This is a genomic window from Rasiella rasia, from assembly GCF_011044175.1.
GTDB lineage: Bacteria > Bacteroidota > Bacteroidia > Flavobacteriales > Flavobacteriaceae > Marinirhabdus > Marinirhabdus rasia.
In genome coordinates, this window is sequence record NZ_CP049057.1 from 1,823,854 (window position 1) to 1,841,625 (window position 17,772).

Here is a 17,772-nt window from a genome sequence, read left to right on the forward strand (position 1 = left end):
ATCTTCATAATGCTTCTTCAAATTTGTGGCTATTCGGCCAACACTTTGTTTTGGTAAAAATCTAAATATGCGTCTTGGATGGTTTCAGCACTTTGGTATGGCAGTACTGGTTTGTCGATGGTTTCAACGTAATCTTTAAGTGTCTGAGGTATTTCTTCAGAATTCACAATCACGGCGTCAGAATTTTCTATTGCCACTTTCATTACGCTTGTGTAATCTGGATTTTTCAAAGCCTCAATTTTATCTTCAGCAATACCGTCAAAGGTCATTTTATCAGTTACCTTTAGGTCTAACGTTCCTTCAAAGCCTTGATTGTATACAGAGGTAACAATTTTACTATTTTCAAACAATGGTTCGTTGCTATAATAATTTCTTAAGTAAAGTGGCAAAAATGAAGCTAACCAACCGTGTACATGAATAATATCTGGAGACCAGTTTAATTTTTTCACGGTTTCAATAACTCCTTTTGCAAAGAAAATAGCACGCTCGTCATTATCTGGAAACAGTTTACCGTTTTCATCTGCGTACGTAGCTTTTCGCTTAAAATACTCTTCATTATCTATAAAGTATACCTGCATACGCTCTTTCGGTATAGAGGCTACTTTAATAATAAGAGGCATATCCATATCATTAATCACCAAGTTCATTCCTGAAAGGCGAATTACTTCGTGTAATTGATGTCTACGCTCATTAATATTTCCATAGCGAGGCATAAAAATTCGAATCTGCCCACCTTTACTATTGACCATTCTAGGGGTCTCAAACGACATGGAAGAAATCTCGGTCTCTGGGAGATAGGGAACTACTTCAGAAGACACATACAAGATTCTCTTATCTTTCATCTATAAAATATTTTAATTACAAGAAAATACTATGCCCCGATTAGCATTTTCATTTGGTTTATCAAGCACCACGGGCATCTAAATATTTGTGTTTTTGGTGCTCTTGCTTAAAACACGCAAAATTACGAAAATTTATGTAGTTATCACCTAATAACTTAATTTTGCGGGGGATTAACTAAATTTTATGAAAATATACCATACCACTCAAGGCCTGCGAAAAAAACTAGACCAACTTCCGGCTACATCATCTATTGGCTTTGTACCAACTATGGGTGCCCTACACCAAGGTCATGTTTCGCTGGTTAAAACTGCCTTAAAAGAGAATAGCCAAGTGGTGGTTAGTATATTTGTAAATCCCACTCAGTTTGACAATGCCACAGACCTTCAAAAATACCCGCGTACCATAGAAGAAGATGCTTCTTTGCTAGAAAAAACATCCTCGCATATCATTGTATTTGCACCAACCCCTGCTGAAATTTATGGTAACAACATCGTTTCTAAAGCGTATAACTTTGACGGACTAGAAAACGAGATGGAAGGAAAACATAGAGAAGGTCATTTTGACGGGGTAGGCACAGTACTTAATCACTTATTTCGAATTGTTACACCTGCAAAAGCATACTTTGGCGAAAAGGATTTTCAGCAACTCCAAATTGTTCGAAGCTTGGTGAAGATAGAAAAACTCCCTGTTCAGATCGTTGGTTGCCCAATTTTAAGAGAAAAGAGCGGACTTGCCATGAGTTCGCGTAATGCCAGGCTAACTAATGTTCAGCGACGTGAAGCAGCGTTTATCTTTAAAACACTCACAACCATAAAAGAAAATTTTAATCACAAATCAATTCCTGCGCTCACAAGAATGGCCGAAGAAGCATTCAGAAAAAACCCACATCTCCGTTTAGAATATTTCGAAATTGCACATGCAAACACACTCAAAACAGCCAAGCGGAAACAAAAAAATGCCCCCTATAGAGCTTTTGTGGCAGCTTTTTCTGGTGAAGTACGCCTTATAGATAACATGGCGCTTACTTAAATAATAGCGCAGACTATAATATCTTTAAGAAAGTTTTTCTACCCATCATTTTAAGCATTACGTTTCACTTATTTGAAATCTACAAATGTGAAACCAAAATTTAAAATCTAATTGTATCTTTGCACCATGCAAATTCATGTAGTAAAATCTAAGATTCACAGAGTGAAGGTAACGGGTGCCGACTTAAATTATATTGGCAGTATTACCATTGATGAAGACCTATTAGACGCCGCAAATATTGTGGAAGGAGAAAAGGTGCAAATTGTAAACAACAATAACGGTGAGCGCCTAGAAACCTATGCCATTCCTGGCCCAAGAGGCAGTGGAGAAATCACTTTAAATGGTGCAGCGGCAAGAAAAGTTGCGCCTGGCGATATCCTTATCTTAATAACATACGCCATTATGGACGTGGCTGCTGCCAAAACCTTTAAACCGGCGCTGGTATTTCCAAACGAAGAAAACAACCTCCTTACCTAAAGGTGAACAAATCTGTATCCAAATTTTTAAGCATCGCCCTACCACTCGCGTTAGGGGTGTTTTTAATATGGTATATTTTCAATAAATTTTCAGCAGAGCAGTTAGACGAGTTAGTATTTCACTTTAAAAGCGCTAATTATGGATATGTAATCCTGTCTGTTGTTTTAAGCGTACTAAGCCATTTTATAAGAGCATATCGCTGGAATTTTCTATTACAACCCCTTGGTTATTTTCCGAAACTAGCCAACAATTTTATGGCGGTTTCTGTAGCGTATTTAATGAATCTTTTTATTCCGAAAAGCGGCGAAGTTTCGCGTGCCTTAGTACTTACAAAATACGAAGACGTGCCATTTGACAAGGGCTTTGGTACTGTGATTTCTGAACGAATTATAGACCTCGTGCTGTTGCTATTTTTTATCGGACTTTCACTCGCATTACAATTTGACGTTTTATATGCCTACCTCGTCGAGGTGGTTCCTGTAAAAAAGCTCCTGCTTATCTTAGGTGCAGCAGTTCTTTTATTACTGGTATTTATTGGTTTTCTGAAATATTCTAAAAGTAAACTTAGCGTTAAAATAAACACACTAATTTCTGGGTTAAAAGAAGGAATATTGAGCATTGCACATATGAAGAAAAAAGGGCAATTTATATTCTGGAGTGTGACTATATGGATTCTTTATCTCGCCTCATTTTATGTTGCCACACAAGCCCTTGATGCAACCTCCAATATTTCGTTGGGTATTATAATTACCACATTTGTAGTAGGTAGTTTCACCTTTGGATTTACCAACAGTGGCTTTGGCACCTACCCTGCAGCTATTATGGGTATTTTACTCATTTTTGGAATTGCTGAAACCGTAGGTACTGCACTTGGATGGATTGTATGGACCAGTCATATGATTTATATTATTGCCTCTGGAGGTATCTCTTTTCTAGCACTACCATTCTACAATAGACATAAGACCACAGCAAAAGGTTAAAACGGTGCTTATAAATTTACTATCTTTCGGTTTCTAAAAATTTGAGAAACATGAAACGTCTATTATTACTTTCAGCTTGCTTTTTTATATCCCTTACTACACTTGCACAATCTAAAATAATATATGAAGAGTTTGCGTCTACCAGATTAGACGAAACTAGAAAGCTGAAAATTCAGTTACCAAGAGATTACGAAGAAAACACAGAAAAAGTATACCCGATTATTGTGGTGTTAGATGCCAACTATCTCTTTGAACCCGTAGCAGGAAACGTAGATTATTTTAGCTACTGGGAAGATATGCCCGAGAGCATTGTTGTAGGTATTATGCAAGGCGATTCTCGTTATGACGACGGCGCTTATGACGATGTAAACTTCATGCCAGAAGACAAAGGAGCCGATTTTTTTGAGTTTATTGGATTAGAATTGCTACCCTATATAGACAATAATTTTAGAACCGCCCAATTTACCATTGCGGTTGGTCATGATTTTACCGCGAACTTCATTAACTACTATCTTTTTAAAGACCCACCACTGTTTAACGGTTATATTAATCTAAGTCCAGATTTAGCGCCAATGATGGCAGAACGTATTCCAGAACGTATTCCGGCAATTACCACAAAAACATTCTACTATTTGGCAACTGGAACAGATGATATAAAAGATCTTATGGAGCTAACCATAGAGCTAGACGCTGCATTAAAGCCATTGAAAAGCGATAATTTCGACTATCATTTCGATAATTTTGACGGCGCTACACATTACTCCCTTGTGGCACGTGCAATTCCTTCGGCATTAGAAAAAATGTTCTCTGTGTATCGTCCCATTAGCAAACAAGAGTTTAGCGAAAAACTCCTGAAAATGGACACGCCTATAAGTCAGTATTTACTAGACAAATACAAGGTAATTGAAGATCTTTTTGGACTTACAAACCCAATTCGAGTAAACGATTTTGTTGCTACTGCCACCGCTGCCGAAAAGAAAAAGCAATGGGAATCGCTACGAACTATAGCATCACTCGCTCAAAAGCAATATCCAGACACGGTATTAGGTGACTATTATATGGGACTTGCTCTAGAAGGTTTGGGAGAGCCAAAAAAAGCAATGCGTACATTTCAGGGTGCATTTGACAAAGAAGAAGTAGATTTTATCACTATCGATTTAATGCTTGAGAAAGCTGATAAGATTAAAGAAGATTTCGGATACTAAAAAAACGCCTTCAGTACGAGACCGTCGGCGTTCAAAACTACTTGGTTAGTATTATTCTTTTATAAATTGTTTGGTTACGTTTCCTAGATTGGTTTCAATATGTAAAAAGTATGTTGCGCTTGCCATTTCTGAAACATCTACGGAAACTTTAGCGGCCGAAAACGATGCAGTTTTAACCTGTCTTCCGCTTATATCGAAAATAGTAATTCTATCAACTTCAATGCTCTTAGGCACCTCAACATAGACTATCGAAGTCGCTGGACTAGGATATAGAATGACTTGTGCTTCACTAATTTCAAATTCTTGAGTTGCCAAAACTTCTTCTACAGTTAGCTCAAAAGAACAGGTTTCTACATTACCTGCAGTATCTGTAGCCATGATAGTTACGGGATATACCCCTGGGGTTAATTGCGTACCAGGCACTGGATTCTGAACTACGCTCGTAATAGGCACAGTACAGTTATCTGTTATGTCTATAATTGCATCGCCAAAATAGTCGGGCATTGTAAAGCTAGCTCCATTATCTATAAAAACACTGTTGTCTACAATACATGCAATTGCGGGTGCTTCGTCATCTTCTACCGTAACAGTAAAACTACAATCAACACTATTTCCAGCACTATCGGTTGCGGTATAAGTTACTGTAGTAGTACCCACAGGGAACATATCTCCACTTGCATGCGTAGCGACAAATGTTAAGCCAACACAGTTGTCCTGAGCAGTTGGTGCCACCCAACTAACATTTGCATCGCACTGACCAAAATCGTTTGAAACAGTAATATCGGTGGGACAATTACTAATCACAGGCATTTCGTTATCTATCACTGTAACATTAAATGAACATGAAACGCTATTGCCAGAAGAATCTGTAGCAGTATAAACCACTGTGGTTGTCCCTACGCTAAATGCGTCTCCAGAGTCATGAGTAGAGGTTAGGATGGCACTACAATTATCAGATTGTACTGGAGCTAACCAAGTAACTATTGCTTCACACTCACCCAAATCGTTTGATACATTTATATCTGACGGGCATCCAGAAATGATAGGATTTTCAGTGTCGGCAACCGTTACAGTAAAGCTACAGGTTGCTTGATTTCCAGACGTATCTGTTGCTGTGTATTCTACTACTGTGGCCCCTACAGGAAAAAAATCTCCTGGCACACTCGTACTTGATAAAGATGCACCACAATTATCAGTTTGCGTGGGTGGTATCCAAGTAGCTACAGCGCCGCATGACCCCGTTTCGTTTGCAATTAGTATGTCGGTAGGGCAATTAGATATCATGGGTGCTTCATTTTCAGTAATAGTTACTGTAAATGAACATGTATCGGTATTTCCAGCAGGATCTGTTGCGGTATAAATTACGGTTGTTACACCCGCAGCAAAAACGTCTCCCGGATTATGCGTAGTTGTAAGTGTTGCACTACAATTATCTGTTTGTAAAGGAGGAGTCCAAGATACAACCGCGGTGCACAAACCAGGATCTGCATTCTGACTAATATCAAAAGGGCAGCTCGAAATTACGGGATCTGTGGTATCTAGTACGGTTATGGTAAACGAACAGTCTATAGAATTTCCAGCGGCATCAATAGCCGTGTACAGAACCGTATTAACGCCCACCGGGAAGGTGTCTCCAGAATTATTAGTAGACGTTACAGTGGCTCCACAATTATCGGTTGCAGTTGGTGGTGTATAGGTAACGGTTGCACCGCAAGCTCCTGTAGCACTGTTTACAATAATATCACTAGGACAACCTACAAATACAGGTGTGCTTGTGTCTGCAACAGTTATATCAAAAGAACATTGTGCATTGTTTCCACTATTATCAGTAACAGTATACGTAACCGTTGTAACACCTACAGCAAAAAACTGCCCAGTATTGTGAGACGAGGTAACTGACGTAAAACAATTATCTGCGGCAATTGGTTCCATATAATTAACAATAGCTCCACACGAACCTGGTTCTGCATTTACTGTGAATGATGTGGGGCATCCAGAAAATGTTGGGTCTTCATCATCTGTTACTACAATGGTAAAGGAAGTTTCAGCAGAATTACCAGCCGTATCGGTTGCTGTATATACTACAGTTGTTGTCCCTACTGAAAAAGCATCGTTAGGAAGATGTGTTGAAACTACATTAAAACTACAATTATCTGTTACTGTTGGTGGCGTGAAGTTCACCACCGCACTACATGCTCCAGCATCTGCAGCCACAGATATATTTGAAACAGCTGTAAGCGCTGGCGGAGTGTTGTCTGTAATAGTAACAACTTGATCTTGGGTCACTATATTTCCATTACCATCGTCATAGGTCCAAGTAATCGTATTTGCCCCTTGAATAGAAACAGGAAATGCATTTGTTGTAGCGGTAATTACCCCTGCACATACATCGGTTGCTGTTGGAGCTGGCAGTGTTGTTACTTCACATTCGCTCGTTATATCAGGTAATGTGGCGCTGTCTGGTACCGGATTTACATTTTCTGCTCCGGCATCGATAATTTGCCAGCCGTCTGAAGCAATCATATTTTGTCTTGCTGTACCTCCATTGCAGTAACGGCTTGTACCTGCATTGAAATTTAAACCACTTTGTAGTGTTTGCGCATCCCACCCTATTAGGAGTGCATCATAGTTAGCAATGCTTAATGACACTCCCGAAAACATATTATCCATGCTTGTAACATTAGTAACATCCCAACCTCCTATATCTTGATCGAAGGCTGCTGCAGCTGTGAACATTTCTGTCATATTCTGAACCATAGATGTATCCCAAGCACTAATGTCTTGGTTAAACACAACTGCTTCGTTAAACATGTTTTCCATGGTTGTTGCGGCACTTACCGTCCAACCTGTGATGTCTGAATTAAAACTTATCGCCCCAGCAAACATAAAGCTCATGTCAGAAACTTGGCTTACATCCCAAAGATTAAGGTTTTGATTAAACGCCAATGCCCCGTTAAACATATTAGACATGTTAGTTACCGTTCCTACTTGCCAGCTTCCAATAGGCTGATTGAACGCCAACGCATCGGTAAACATCCCACTCATATTATCAATACTTGTAAAAACCCAAGCGTCAATTGGCTGATTAAAATTGTCGGCATTAGAAAACATACCTTCTGTTGTCAAAACATTTGTGACAATCCATGTATTTAGTGGTTGGTTGAAACTTTCAGCATTTAAAAACATCCCCTGCATGTTTGTAACGTTCAACATATTCCAGCTGCTAATATTCTGATTAAAGAGCGTGGCATTAGCGAACATAGAGTCTGTATTTTCAAGACTAGTTGTGATCCATGTTCCGATATCTTGATTAAAGGGAGTTTCAGCAAACATACTCTCCATCGTCGTAACTTGAGATACATTCCACGTTCCAATAGGTTGGTCAAAACTACCTTGTGCGAACATGGCTTCCATATTTTCTACATTGTCTACCATCCAACCGCTAATATCTTGGTTAAATAGGGCTGCCTCGTTAAAGGTTTCAGACATATCCTCTATAGTACTTACGTCCCACGAGCTAATGTCATCGTTAAAGGTCGCAGCACCTTTAAACATTTGCCGCATACTCGTCACTCCAGATAAATCGGGTGCGTCTGTTGCTGTGATTGCCAAATTTGTACATCCATAAAAAGCTCCTTCCATAGAGCTCCAAGCAATCGTCCCCCAATTGGTTACGTCTAGAAGTTTTTCTCTATCACCTCCGTTGTTAAAAAATAACTGCGGAAAAGCTCCTCTTATTTTTACCGTATAGGTACCTGCAGCACCGTAAGTATGGGTAGCATCTCCCATAACATTGGTACTAAGCGTGCCATCTCCCCAATCTACATCGTATAAATATCCCGGCCCATTGGTTGGGATCGTAATTTCGTTCATAGCCGAGGTTCCTGGATTGTCTGTTTTCCAGGTTGAAACGAACGTATCTGAACAATCTTGACCAGCGTCTATAATGTTCCAGCTAAAAAGTGTGGTTATTAATGTTCGCGCCGTAGTGCCAAAACAATAAGTGCTTGTGCCTGCATTAAAATCAACTCCGTTTTGTAAAATTAGACTCGCCCACCCATTCAACAAGTTGTCATAATTTACTGTGCTTAAACCCGCATTTGCAAACATATTGCTCATATCTGAAACGTTACTCACATTCCAACCTCCTAGGTCTTGATTAAAATCTGAAGCTCCTTCAAAAAGGCTGGTCATATTTGTAGCAGCACTAACATCCCAACCTGAGATATTTTGATTAAAGCTACTAGCACCTTCAAAAAGACTAGACATATTGGTAATAGTGCTTACATCCCAGTTACCAATTAGTGTTGTTAATGCCGTTGCATCTTTAAACATGGCAGACATATCTGTTACCCCCGAAAGGTCTGGTGTATCTATTGCGCCAACAACTAAATTTGTACATCCTTCAAAAGCATTTGCCATAGAGCTCCATGCTATTGTCCCCCACTCATTAATTATTATAATTTTATCTTTGTCACCTGCATTATTAAATAAGATTCTAGGAAAATTGCCTCGAATTGCAATAGTCTGCACTCCGGCCGTTGCATATGTATGTGTAGCATCTCCGGTTACACCAATGTCGTCGAAAGTGCCGTCATTCTCCCAATCTACATCATATAGATATGTTTCTCCGCTATCGGTTGGTATGGTAATTACTTCTGAAGCGGCAGTAGTTTCCCATGTTGTTACAAAATTCTGAGCATCTCCTTGCTGCGTTATAAACAGGCAGACCAAGAGTAAATAGAGTACGTTTAAAGCTGTATGTTTTTTCATATTCTTGATTACTTGGCAGATTTCTCTTGTTCTCTGAGCATGGCGACATAGGCCACAATTTCTTTTGTTATTCTGAAATAGTCTTCAAAAAGATCTGGTCTGTATACATCTGGTTTTCCGTCAACAATTTTTGTAATTCTGGGATCAAAAAACGCATAGGTATAAAACGAAGCTGTTGCCAACTTATCGGTTGGAACAATTTTATCATAGGCATACATAAACTGAAGCATTAGTTGTTTGTTCTCTGGATATAAATTAATCATTCTCCAAAACGCTTTCTGAATTTCAAACTTCTCTATCGACTCTTTAATATCTTCTAAGGTGTAGGCCTCTTTATAAACAGATGCCCTATAGGTTTCATCTTGTCCTAATTTTTTTGCTTCATCACTAAAAATCATCGTACTACCGTCTACTACAACTCCTGGTTTTTGCACTTCTGCAATCCACTCTTTCAGCACCTCTTCATTAGCCATCATTTCCTTAAGCTGTTCTCCTGTAATGACATTACTCTCAGATTCAGATAATGTAGGCTGCGCAAACAAAGACAAGCTTGCAAGGCACAAAGTAAAAACGATAAAAAGACTTTTATTTTTTATTAATACTCGCATAATCACGCTCTTTTGTTGTATTTAATTTTTTAGAAATGCGTTGAAGTTTCAGCTCTAACGATTCTATAGTTTTGTCTAATTCTTGTTGTTGTGTCTCAATAGCATTTACATCCTTTATCCAGCCATTTGTATACAGTCCCATTACAATTTTAACCAGCTTAGGACCTTCATTGGCATTGGTTTCCCAAGATCTTCCAACCATCATCTGGTAGTCTGTTGGCTGCATGTTTTCTTCGGAAATCGCTCTTCCGTAACCAGCGATCTGTGTATCGGCAATAATAAAATCACCTTGCTGAACCGGACCTATAACCTTCACTGGCACCTGACCTAAAAAAGCTACCGGATTTCCTTTATATTTATCCTTTTCAACTGGATTATTCCCCAACACAATAGGTTTGTGAGAAACCACTAAAAGCTGTTCAAAGTTGTTCAAATCTTTAGATATCTTTCCACCCCTAATTGCTACAATATCTCCTGCGGTAATATACTCTGAAAGGTTTTCACGAGGTAACCATTCTGCATAATCACCATGACCCGATTCGTATGAAACTCCAATCTTATTAAAGGTATCTATAAGGTTAGACATTTCAACACCACCAGTCACTAGACCATCTACCAAATCTGCACCCACAAATCCAGCTACCACATTAATGGCATATACAGGATCTAAAATGGTATTTCCTAAAAAGTCTAGTGTAGACTGAGCCACAACAGCTCCCGTTTGGCGATCTCCTTGATCTTGAAACGACATAAATACATTTTCTTTACTCATAGAATTAGAAACTAGACCAAACGAAACATTAGGTATAGACAACACAGCATCTCCAGGTCCAATCTCAGGTATTGCTTGCGGAAAAGCAGGTACAATATTGTTTATAGCAGGTACCAGCGTAGTTCGTGGCACTACAATGGCCGGAATATAAATTCTTGGTAATTCAGGTACACAAAATTCTATAGGAGGAATACAAATTGTACAATTAAAGAATGTACAAGGATTAAAGCAGTATTGTCCTGAACATATTTGTCCTGATCCTGAATAAATAGTTACCTCTGGAAAAATGGTAGTTCTAGGAACAGCCAATTCGGGTGTGTTAACTGGCAGGCCTAATCTGTTATTTATTTCTCCAATGATGCTGTTACCAATACTTCCAAATTGCCCTGCTGCCATGTTTGCAGGAATCAATGCAAAGATATCATTCACATCGATACTGGTTCCAGATGGAGATGTGCCCGAAAGTAAATTCCCTACCGCAGTAAGCTGTGATTGATACAAACTAAGGTAAGGGTTATTAACTTGTAGATAATCTGATGGATTATTTGAACCTGGCGCACCGTTATAGGCTCCGTGTGTTCTTCCTAACTTTATTAAAATACCATCGCCACTATCGGCGCCAGATGTTCCTGTATTCGTATTTTCAAAAGTAGAAACAGCTCCAACCTGATCATCACTTATGGTTAGTTTTGTAGTGAAAATGTTGGGCATATTTGCCGCTTGTGTTACCGTTAGATCATTCTGTATTAAAGTAATTCCAGAAATTGTAGCAGTGTTATTTATTTGGGTGGCGCCTGCTACTGTAAGCAATCCGCTAAAATTTGTTGGCGCTGTATTGGTGACATTCAACGTATTGCCAAAAGTACTACCACCAGATACGTCTAAAGATCCTGTGAGTGTTGTTGCGGCGCCGTTATTTACGCGAAATGTACTATTAAAGGTATTATTGGTTCCATACGTTTCAAGTTCGCCACTTAAGGCAGTTGCGCTACCATTTGCAACGGTTAAATCATCTCCTAGTGTCGCGCCAGAGTCCGCATATAAAGTTCCGCTAAGATTCGTAGAGCTACCTCCAGTTACATTTAAATTATCATTTATATTGGTGATACCATCTACTGTTAATGTACCATTTAGCGAAGAAGCACTTCCATTTGCAACGGTTAGAGTATTTTGCAAAAGTGCTGCCCCATCTACCGTGTTGGTTCCAGAAAGCATCGTATTTGCTCCATTCAGTACGCTAAGACCATCTTCCAGTGTTGTAGCTCCATCGACGTTTAGGGTGCTGTTTAATTTTACTGCTTCATTCACCGTTAAGGTGCCTGATAGGTTGGTTGGACTTCCGTTATTCACAAATAAATCGTTATTCAGATTGGTCACTCCATTAATGGTAACGTCACTATTAAAAGTTGCATCGCCTCCCACCGTAAGATCGCCAGACAAATCTGTTGGCGCCGCATTATGTACAGTCAAGCTATTATTGAAGTTGGTTTCTAAACCTACCGTTAAGGTTCCCGATAATTGCGTCGGGTTTTGACCATTCACATTAAGGTTTCCATCTAAATTAGACTTTCCCAGTACTATTAATGTATTCTCAATTCGAGTAGGGCCTTCTGTTGTTAAAGTGCCCGTCATAGCGGTTGGCGCCTGATTATTCACTTGTACGGTGTTGTTTAAGTTTGTAATTCCATTTACCGTTAGATCTTGTTCTAATGTAGTGGCTCCTTGAACGAGCATATCTCCAGAAACATCAACATTACTACCGTTATTCACATTTACATCGCTTAGAATATTCGTTTCTCCGTCTACCTTTAAAGATCCTGTAAGTACGGTTGGGCTAGCATTTTCAACATTTAGACCATTGTTTAGATTTGTGTTTTCTTCTACATCGAGTGCTGCTTTTAGGCGAGTTCGTCTTCTTACCACTAACGAATCTTTTAATAGTGTTTCTTTTGCTACGGAAAGCGTCCCTCTTAACCCTGTTGGCGACTGATTGGCAACGGTAAGTGAGTCGTTAAGAATAGTTTGTCCGTCGACCGAAAGTAGACCACTTAGTTTTGTTTCGGTTTGGTTATTTACAGCTAGATCATCATTGAGATTGGTCTTTCCATCTACTTCAAGATTTCCATCAAAAGTTACATTACCTGCTACTTGCAGTTCTTTTGTAGCAATTAGATCTCTATGAAAAGCATATGGTACATATAATAATTCCTTTTCTTCCTGAAATTTGAAGCCGTTACCTAGGTTTACTTCTACCTTAAGTTGTTTTGCAGTACCGTCCCAAACAATGGTGTGAAAGTTTCCGAAGTCAACCTCTCCACGACCAATAATAAGATGAATCATCCCAAAGGCGTCTGTTCTCGTTCCTTGCGTTTCTCTGTATTGTGCGTTACCTGCTTCATTGATAATGGTGAAACGAACTGTAACATCTTGTTTGTTTAAAACATTACCTGAAATATCTACTCCAGGCACTTCCTGAATATCAGGATCAATAATTACCGCTTGGTAACTCAAGCCATCTGTTTGAGCAATGCTATAAAAACTTACCAAGAATACTATAAAAGCTAACTTTTTCATATCTGGCTTAGTTTTTTTGAGATGAATATAGCACGTCGTCTGCTTTTTGATCTAAAAGTTCGACTTGTTTTTCTAGTGCTTTGTATTTAACTTCATAGTGCTGTTGCTTCTCCTTGAGCTTTGTTATAATCGATGCCCAATCCCCATTATGAACACCCACAACAGTATTAATCATTTTAGGGCCTTCTAGCAGATTTTCGTCCCATGAACGACCCACTGCAAATTTGAAATCGTTTGCCGTCATGTCTTTTTGAGAGATAGCAACCCCATACCCTTTAATTGAAGTACTTGCAACAATGAAGTCTCCCGTTCTTACAGGGCCTAATACTTTCACAGGCACTTGCCCCATAAATGCAACATTATTCCCAATATGTGTTTTGTTTTTATCGGGTGCATTTCCAAGGATAATTGGTCTATGAGACACCACCATGATTTGCTCTGCATTGGTAATGTCTTTGGTAATTTTTCCACCTTTAACACCTACAATGTCTCCCGCTGTAATGTATTCCGAAAAATTCTCTCGTTGCAACCATTCTGCATAATCTCCATTTCCAGAAGCATATTCAACACCAATTTTATTATATAGGTCTACAATGTTTGAAATTTCAGCAATACCCGTTGCTATACCATCTGCCACATCTACTCCTACAAAACCTGCGGCTACGTTAAGAACATAAACTGGATCTAGAATTGTATTATTTGCGAAGTCTTCGGTAGATTGTGCGCGTATAGCACCCACCCAGCGTCCATCTTTATCTTGAAAGGTCACATACTCATTTTCTTTGGTAAGCGATTCTGGAACAACACCAACATTAGTTGTTGGAATATCGATTGTTAAACCAGTGAGCGGAATATTCGGAATTTCTGGAACTAGCGTAAATTCTGGTATAATTGGTATTTGCGGCAATACTATTCTTGGAATAGTTACTCCAGGTATTTCTAAACCAATAACTGGAACGGTAACGGTTGGAGTAATCACTGTTCGAGGTAAGAGCTCTGTTTGCGGCACAGTAACTGCTGGAAATCTAACAGGTAAGATATCGGTACTCGTACCAGGTATATCTACTGAATTTATATAGTCTATAATTCCATTTCCTATTCCCGCAATAGAACCTGCAAAGAACGACGCTGGCACCAAGTCTAAAACCTCTTGAGGCGTTAGCGATGTTCCACCAGGCGCGGTGGTAGTAAGTTTATTAGTTAAGGTGGTTAGGGTGCTAGATAGAGATCCTACTGCCGCTATCGGACTCAACTCTAGAAATCCATCGCTATTTGTTAAAGGAAATACTTGATTTGGAACGCCTGTATATGCTCCATGATTTCGGCCAAGTTTAATGATAATTCCGTCACCATTACCATTATTCGTATTCTGAAAAGTAGCGAGATAATTCGGGTTGTCTGCAACAACGTTAATTCCGTTGGTATTAATTGAGCCTAACGATGCTATTCCAGTAACGGTTAAATCGTTATTAATCTGTGTTGCTCCTGTAACGGTTAGCGTATTGTTTAGATTTGTTGCACCATCTACTGTAAGGGATCCTGACAAACCTGTTGCCGAACCATTTGTAACATCGAGTGAATTTGCCAAAGTGGTTGCCCCAGTTACATCTAAAACTCCCGTGAGTGTTGTAGCACTACCATTTAACACCTCAACCACATTGTTAAAAAAAGCACCTTCATCTACAGAGAGTGTTCCAGTTAGCACTGTTCCGCTTCCATTAATAACTTTTAATCCGTTGTTTAGCGTACTAACTCCATCTACTTCTAATGTTCCTGACAAATTTGTATTACCAGAATTAGTTACATTAAGATCATTATTTAAATCGGTAACCCCATCTACATTTAAAGTTCCCGTAAGATTTGTAGCGCTGGCATTTGTTACATCTAACGTATTATTTAATACAGTTGCTCCAGTTACGGTAAGATCACCTGTTAGTGAAGTAGCACTTCCATTTAAAACATCTAATGTGCTTTGTAAGGTAGTCTGTTCGGCTACGTTAAGGGCGTTGTCGAGTTGTGTAGCTTGTAAAACATCTAGTGTACCAGATAGATTGGTAGCGGCTCCATTGTTTACATTAAGTGCGTTGTTAAGATTGGTAACCCCTTCTATGGTTACGTCATTACCAAAACCAATAAGACCATCTACATTTAAAGTTCCTGAAAGTACGGTTGGACTCCCATTGTTCACATTTAAACTGTTATTTAAATTTGTTTCTTGTTGTACTTCTAGTGTTCCAGACAGATTGGTTTCACCTTGATTATTTACATCTAAACTACTTTCTAAATTAGTTGTACCAAGTACCTGAAACGTATCTTGAAATTGTGTAGCACCATCTACAACTAAGGTTCCTGATAAATTTGTTGGGCTCGCATTGTTAACATTTAAATCACTATTTAAGTTTGTAACTCCGTTTACGGTTAGGTCACCATCAAACGTAGTGGCTCCTTCTATATTAAGACTTCCAGAAACGTTTAAATCACCACCCTGGTTAATATTTACGTCACTTTCAAAATCTGTAATGCCATCTACACGAAGGGTTCCTGTAAGTTGTGTAGGACTTAGATTATTCACATCTAAACTATCAAAAAGTGTGGTTTTTCCATCTACTTTTAGCTCCCTTCTCAATAATGTATTTCCTTCTACTTCAAGAATATCCAAAAGATTTGTAGCTCCAAACACTAACAAATTACCTGTTAATGTAGTAGGACTATCATTGGTAACACTAAGAGCATTATTTAGGCGTGTAACACCATCTACGGTAAGTGATCCAGACAGCAATGTTTGGCTAGCATTATTCACACTTAAGGTATTATTTAAATTGGTAGTTCCGTCTACTGTGAGGTTACTTCCAAAAGAAACGTTACCTGCAACGTCTAAGAATCCTGTTGCAATAATATCTCTATGCAACGCATATGGTACAAACAACAATCGCTGATAACTTAATTCACTAAAATTTCCATCGAGATTAATCTCAACCTGTAGGTCTTTTTTAGTTCCATTCCAGAAAATTTCAGTAAACAAGCCCGTTTGCGGTGTACCTTGCCCGATGGTAAGATTAACCATCCCATAGCCGTTAGTGGTTGTATCTTGTATTTCTTGGTATTCAACAGCTCCGTTGGCGTCTATAATCGTAAAGCGAAACGCTACCTGCGCATTTACCAGAATATTATTAGTAGCATCTACCCCAGGCAATTCCTGTGGGTTCGGGTCTATAATAATTGCCTGATAGCTCAAACCATCGGTCTGGGCGGCGGCAGTTATACTTAAAAGTAAGACAATACAAAAGTGTAGTAATTTTTTCATGATGTACTTTTTATTCTTCAACTTCAGTTTCTTCTTCTAACTCTTTTTCTTTTTTAGGAGGTAGAGTAAGTGTAAAGCCAATTCCGATGTTATTCATTACAATCTTCAATTTTTCATTGCTATTGGGCGATTTATCTTCTAGATCTAAACTCTGTCCGTAGGTATACAACAGATAAATTGAACTTTTTTCTGAAATTGGATACGAAAGACCCAATCCACCTCTAAAGAAAAATCCAGCATCGTCAAATTCTTCCACACCTTTTAAATCGAACACCTGATTGTTTAAGCGTTGCGTACCTTGAAGTAAGAATTCGTATGAAGCGTTCACTTTAAGAAAAGGTGTGAAATTATGCCACGTAAACAGGTCGTAATCGAATCCTAAATTGATGCCTAGATAGTCTACGTCGTATTCAAAAAAGTTGCCCAGCACATTGTCACTTCCCACAGAACCATAGCTATTGTGAGAAACGCCTAAACTTGCATTTAGACCTTCAGTAAAAATGTTGTGACTAAACCCAGCCGATAAATAGCTTTTGGTAACTGAATTTAGATTTTCAAGTTCATTTCCTTGGCTATTAGTAAATTCGAAATTTGACGACGTTAGCCCTGCTTCAAGAAAAATTTCTTGAGAAAAGGAAGTAAGTGATATTGTTAAAAAAAACAAGAGTATACGTGTTTTCATAATAGGCGTGGTTGGTTAATTTTTTATAAGGTTGGCAGTAAATATTTTCTCTGCATGAGAAACATGAAGTAAGTAACTCGCACTAGAAAGAAATCCAAAATCTATTTGCAATTCTCTCGCAGGGGCTTCTTCTTTATTGTAAACAATACGCCCTGAAATATCGTAAAGTATGATAGATATAGGTCCTTCTATGGTTTCTGAAAATCGAATAGTAACATTACTATCAAATGGGTTAGGAAAAACAACCGCTTGTAACGAAGCGTCTGTTTGTATTACTTTTTTTATAGTGATAGGAGGTTGAATGAATCCTTGTAGCACCGAAATTTCCTGAGCTTGGTGTTGCCCGATTACACTTCCTTGTCCTACACTTTGTTGTACGAGATACGTTTTTCCTTCAGCATTTACCGTGGTCGAAGCTCCATTAACTCCAATAGTAGAGCGAATGGTTTCTTGAGCAGAGAGCGAGCCAAGTGCCAAAAAGAGCATGCTGACAATACATAATTTAGTTGTCATGGTATGTATAGA

Annotated in this window: 11 protein-coding genes; 4 read left to right on the forward strand and 7 right to left on the reverse strand. The window is 38.8% G+C overall.

Annotation, left to right across the window (positions count from 1 at the left end; all coding sequences use genetic code 11):
- Positions 1-29 precede the first annotated feature (29 nt).
- Positions 30-842: a glycogen/starch synthase gene (locus G5B37_RS08355; RefSeq protein WP_164679584.1), complete on the reverse strand. Its 813-nt coding sequence runs from the start codon at positions 840-842 to the stop codon at positions 30-32.
- Positions 843-1,026: 184 nt separating this feature from the next.
- Between G5B37_RS08355 and panC the strand changes: the two genes are divergently transcribed.
- The 4 genes from panC to G5B37_RS08375 all read left to right on the forward strand — a co-directional run bounded on the left by panC (position 1,027) and on the right by G5B37_RS08375 (position 4,534).
- Positions 1,027-1,872, forward strand: a complete 846-nt coding sequence (gene panC, locus G5B37_RS08360) for a pantoate--beta-alanine ligase (RefSeq protein WP_164679585.1) — start codon at positions 1,027-1,029, stop codon at positions 1,870-1,872.
- A gap of 126 nt (positions 1,873-1,998) precedes the next feature.
- Entirely contained in the window at positions 1,999-2,349 is a 351-nt protein-coding gene (gene panD, locus G5B37_RS08365; RefSeq protein ID WP_164679586.1) for an aspartate 1-decarboxylase, read from the forward strand.
- Positions 2,350-2,351: 2 nt separating this feature from the next.
- A complete protein-coding gene (locus tag G5B37_RS08370) occupies positions 2,352-3,329 on the forward strand; it encodes a lysylphosphatidylglycerol synthase transmembrane domain-containing protein (protein WP_164679587.1) in 978 nt (325 codons plus the stop codon).
- A gap of 50 nt (positions 3,330-3,379) precedes the next feature.
- Complete coding sequence (locus G5B37_RS08375) at positions 3,380-4,534, forward strand: alpha/beta hydrolase (protein ID WP_164679588.1); 1,155 nt, start codon at positions 3,380-3,382, stop codon at positions 4,532-4,534.
- Positions 4,535-4,585: 51 nt separating this feature from the next.
- Here G5B37_RS08375 and G5B37_RS08380 read toward each other — a convergent pair whose 3' ends face one another.
- Genes G5B37_RS08380 through G5B37_RS08405 form a run of 6 tightly spaced genes read right to left on the reverse strand, consistent with a single transcriptional unit; the run spans position 4,586 to position 17,760 of the window.
- Positions 4,586-9,307 carry a BspA family leucine-rich repeat surface protein gene (locus G5B37_RS08380; protein ID WP_164679589.1) on the reverse strand — a complete coding sequence of 1,574 codons (4,722 nt, stop codon included), beginning with the start codon at positions 9,305-9,307 and terminating at the stop codon, positions 4,586-4,588.
- 8 nt (positions 9,308-9,315) lie between these two features.
- Positions 9,316-9,915: a hypothetical protein gene (locus tag G5B37_RS08385; RefSeq protein ID WP_164679590.1), complete on the reverse strand. Its 600-nt coding sequence runs from the start codon at positions 9,913-9,915 to the stop codon at positions 9,316-9,318.
- Positions 9,893-13,261, reverse strand: coding sequence for an autotransporter outer membrane beta-barrel domain-containing protein (locus tag G5B37_RS08390; protein ID WP_164679591.1), 3,369 nt, complete (start codon positions 13,259-13,261; stop codon positions 9,893-9,895). Before G5B37_RS08390 ends, G5B37_RS08385 begins: the two co-directional genes overlap by 23 nt.
- A 7-nt stretch (positions 13,262-13,268) precedes the next feature.
- A complete protein-coding gene (locus G5B37_RS08395; RefSeq protein WP_164679592.1) occupies positions 13,269-16,565 on the reverse strand; it encodes a beta strand repeat-containing protein in 3,297 nt (1,098 codons plus the stop codon).
- A gap of 10 nt (positions 16,566-16,575) precedes the next feature.
- Positions 16,576-17,247 carry an outer membrane beta-barrel protein gene (locus tag G5B37_RS08400; protein ID WP_164679593.1) on the reverse strand — a complete coding sequence of 224 codons (672 nt, stop codon included), beginning with the start codon at positions 17,245-17,247 and terminating at the stop codon, positions 16,576-16,578.
- Between the two features lie 15 nt (positions 17,248-17,262).
- On the reverse strand, positions 17,263-17,760 hold the full coding sequence (locus tag G5B37_RS08405; protein WP_164679594.1) for a T9SS type A sorting domain-containing protein: 498 nt from the start codon (positions 17,758-17,760) through the stop codon (positions 17,263-17,265).
- Positions 17,761-17,772 lie beyond the last annotated feature (12 nt).

Coding starts and splice junctions, on each gene's coding strand:
- G5B37_RS08405 (WP_164679594.1), bottom strand. CDS start 17,760: ATGACAACTAAATTATGTATTGTCAGCATGCTCTTTTTGGCACTTGGC.
- G5B37_RS08400 (WP_164679593.1), bottom strand. CDS start 17,247: ATGAAAACACGTATACTCTTGTTTTTTTTAACAATATCACTTACTTCC.
- panD (WP_164679586.1), top strand. CDS start 1,999: ATGCAAATTCATGTAGTAAAATCTAAGATTCACAGAGTGAAGGTAACG.
- G5B37_RS08395 (WP_164679592.1), bottom strand. CDS start 16,565: ATGAAAAAATTACTACACTTTTGTATTGTCTTACTTTTAAGTATAACT.
- G5B37_RS08355 (WP_164679584.1), bottom strand. CDS start 842: ATGAAAGATAAGAGAATCTTGTATGTGTCTTCTGAAGTAGTTCCCTAT.
- panC (WP_164679585.1), top strand. CDS start 1,027: ATGAAAATATACCATACCACTCAAGGCCTGCGAAAAAAACTAGACCAA.
- G5B37_RS08385 (WP_164679590.1), bottom strand. CDS start 9,915: ATGCGAGTATTAATAAAAAATAAAAGTCTTTTTATCGTTTTTACTTTG.
- G5B37_RS08375 (WP_164679588.1), top strand. CDS start 3,380: ATGAAACGTCTATTATTACTTTCAGCTTGCTTTTTTATATCCCTTACT.
- G5B37_RS08390 (WP_164679591.1), bottom strand. CDS start 13,261: ATGAAAAAGTTAGCTTTTATAGTATTCTTGGTAAGTTTTTATAGCATT.
- G5B37_RS08380 (WP_164679589.1), bottom strand. CDS start 9,307: ATGAAAAAACATACAGCTTTAAACGTACTCTATTTACTCTTGGTCTGC.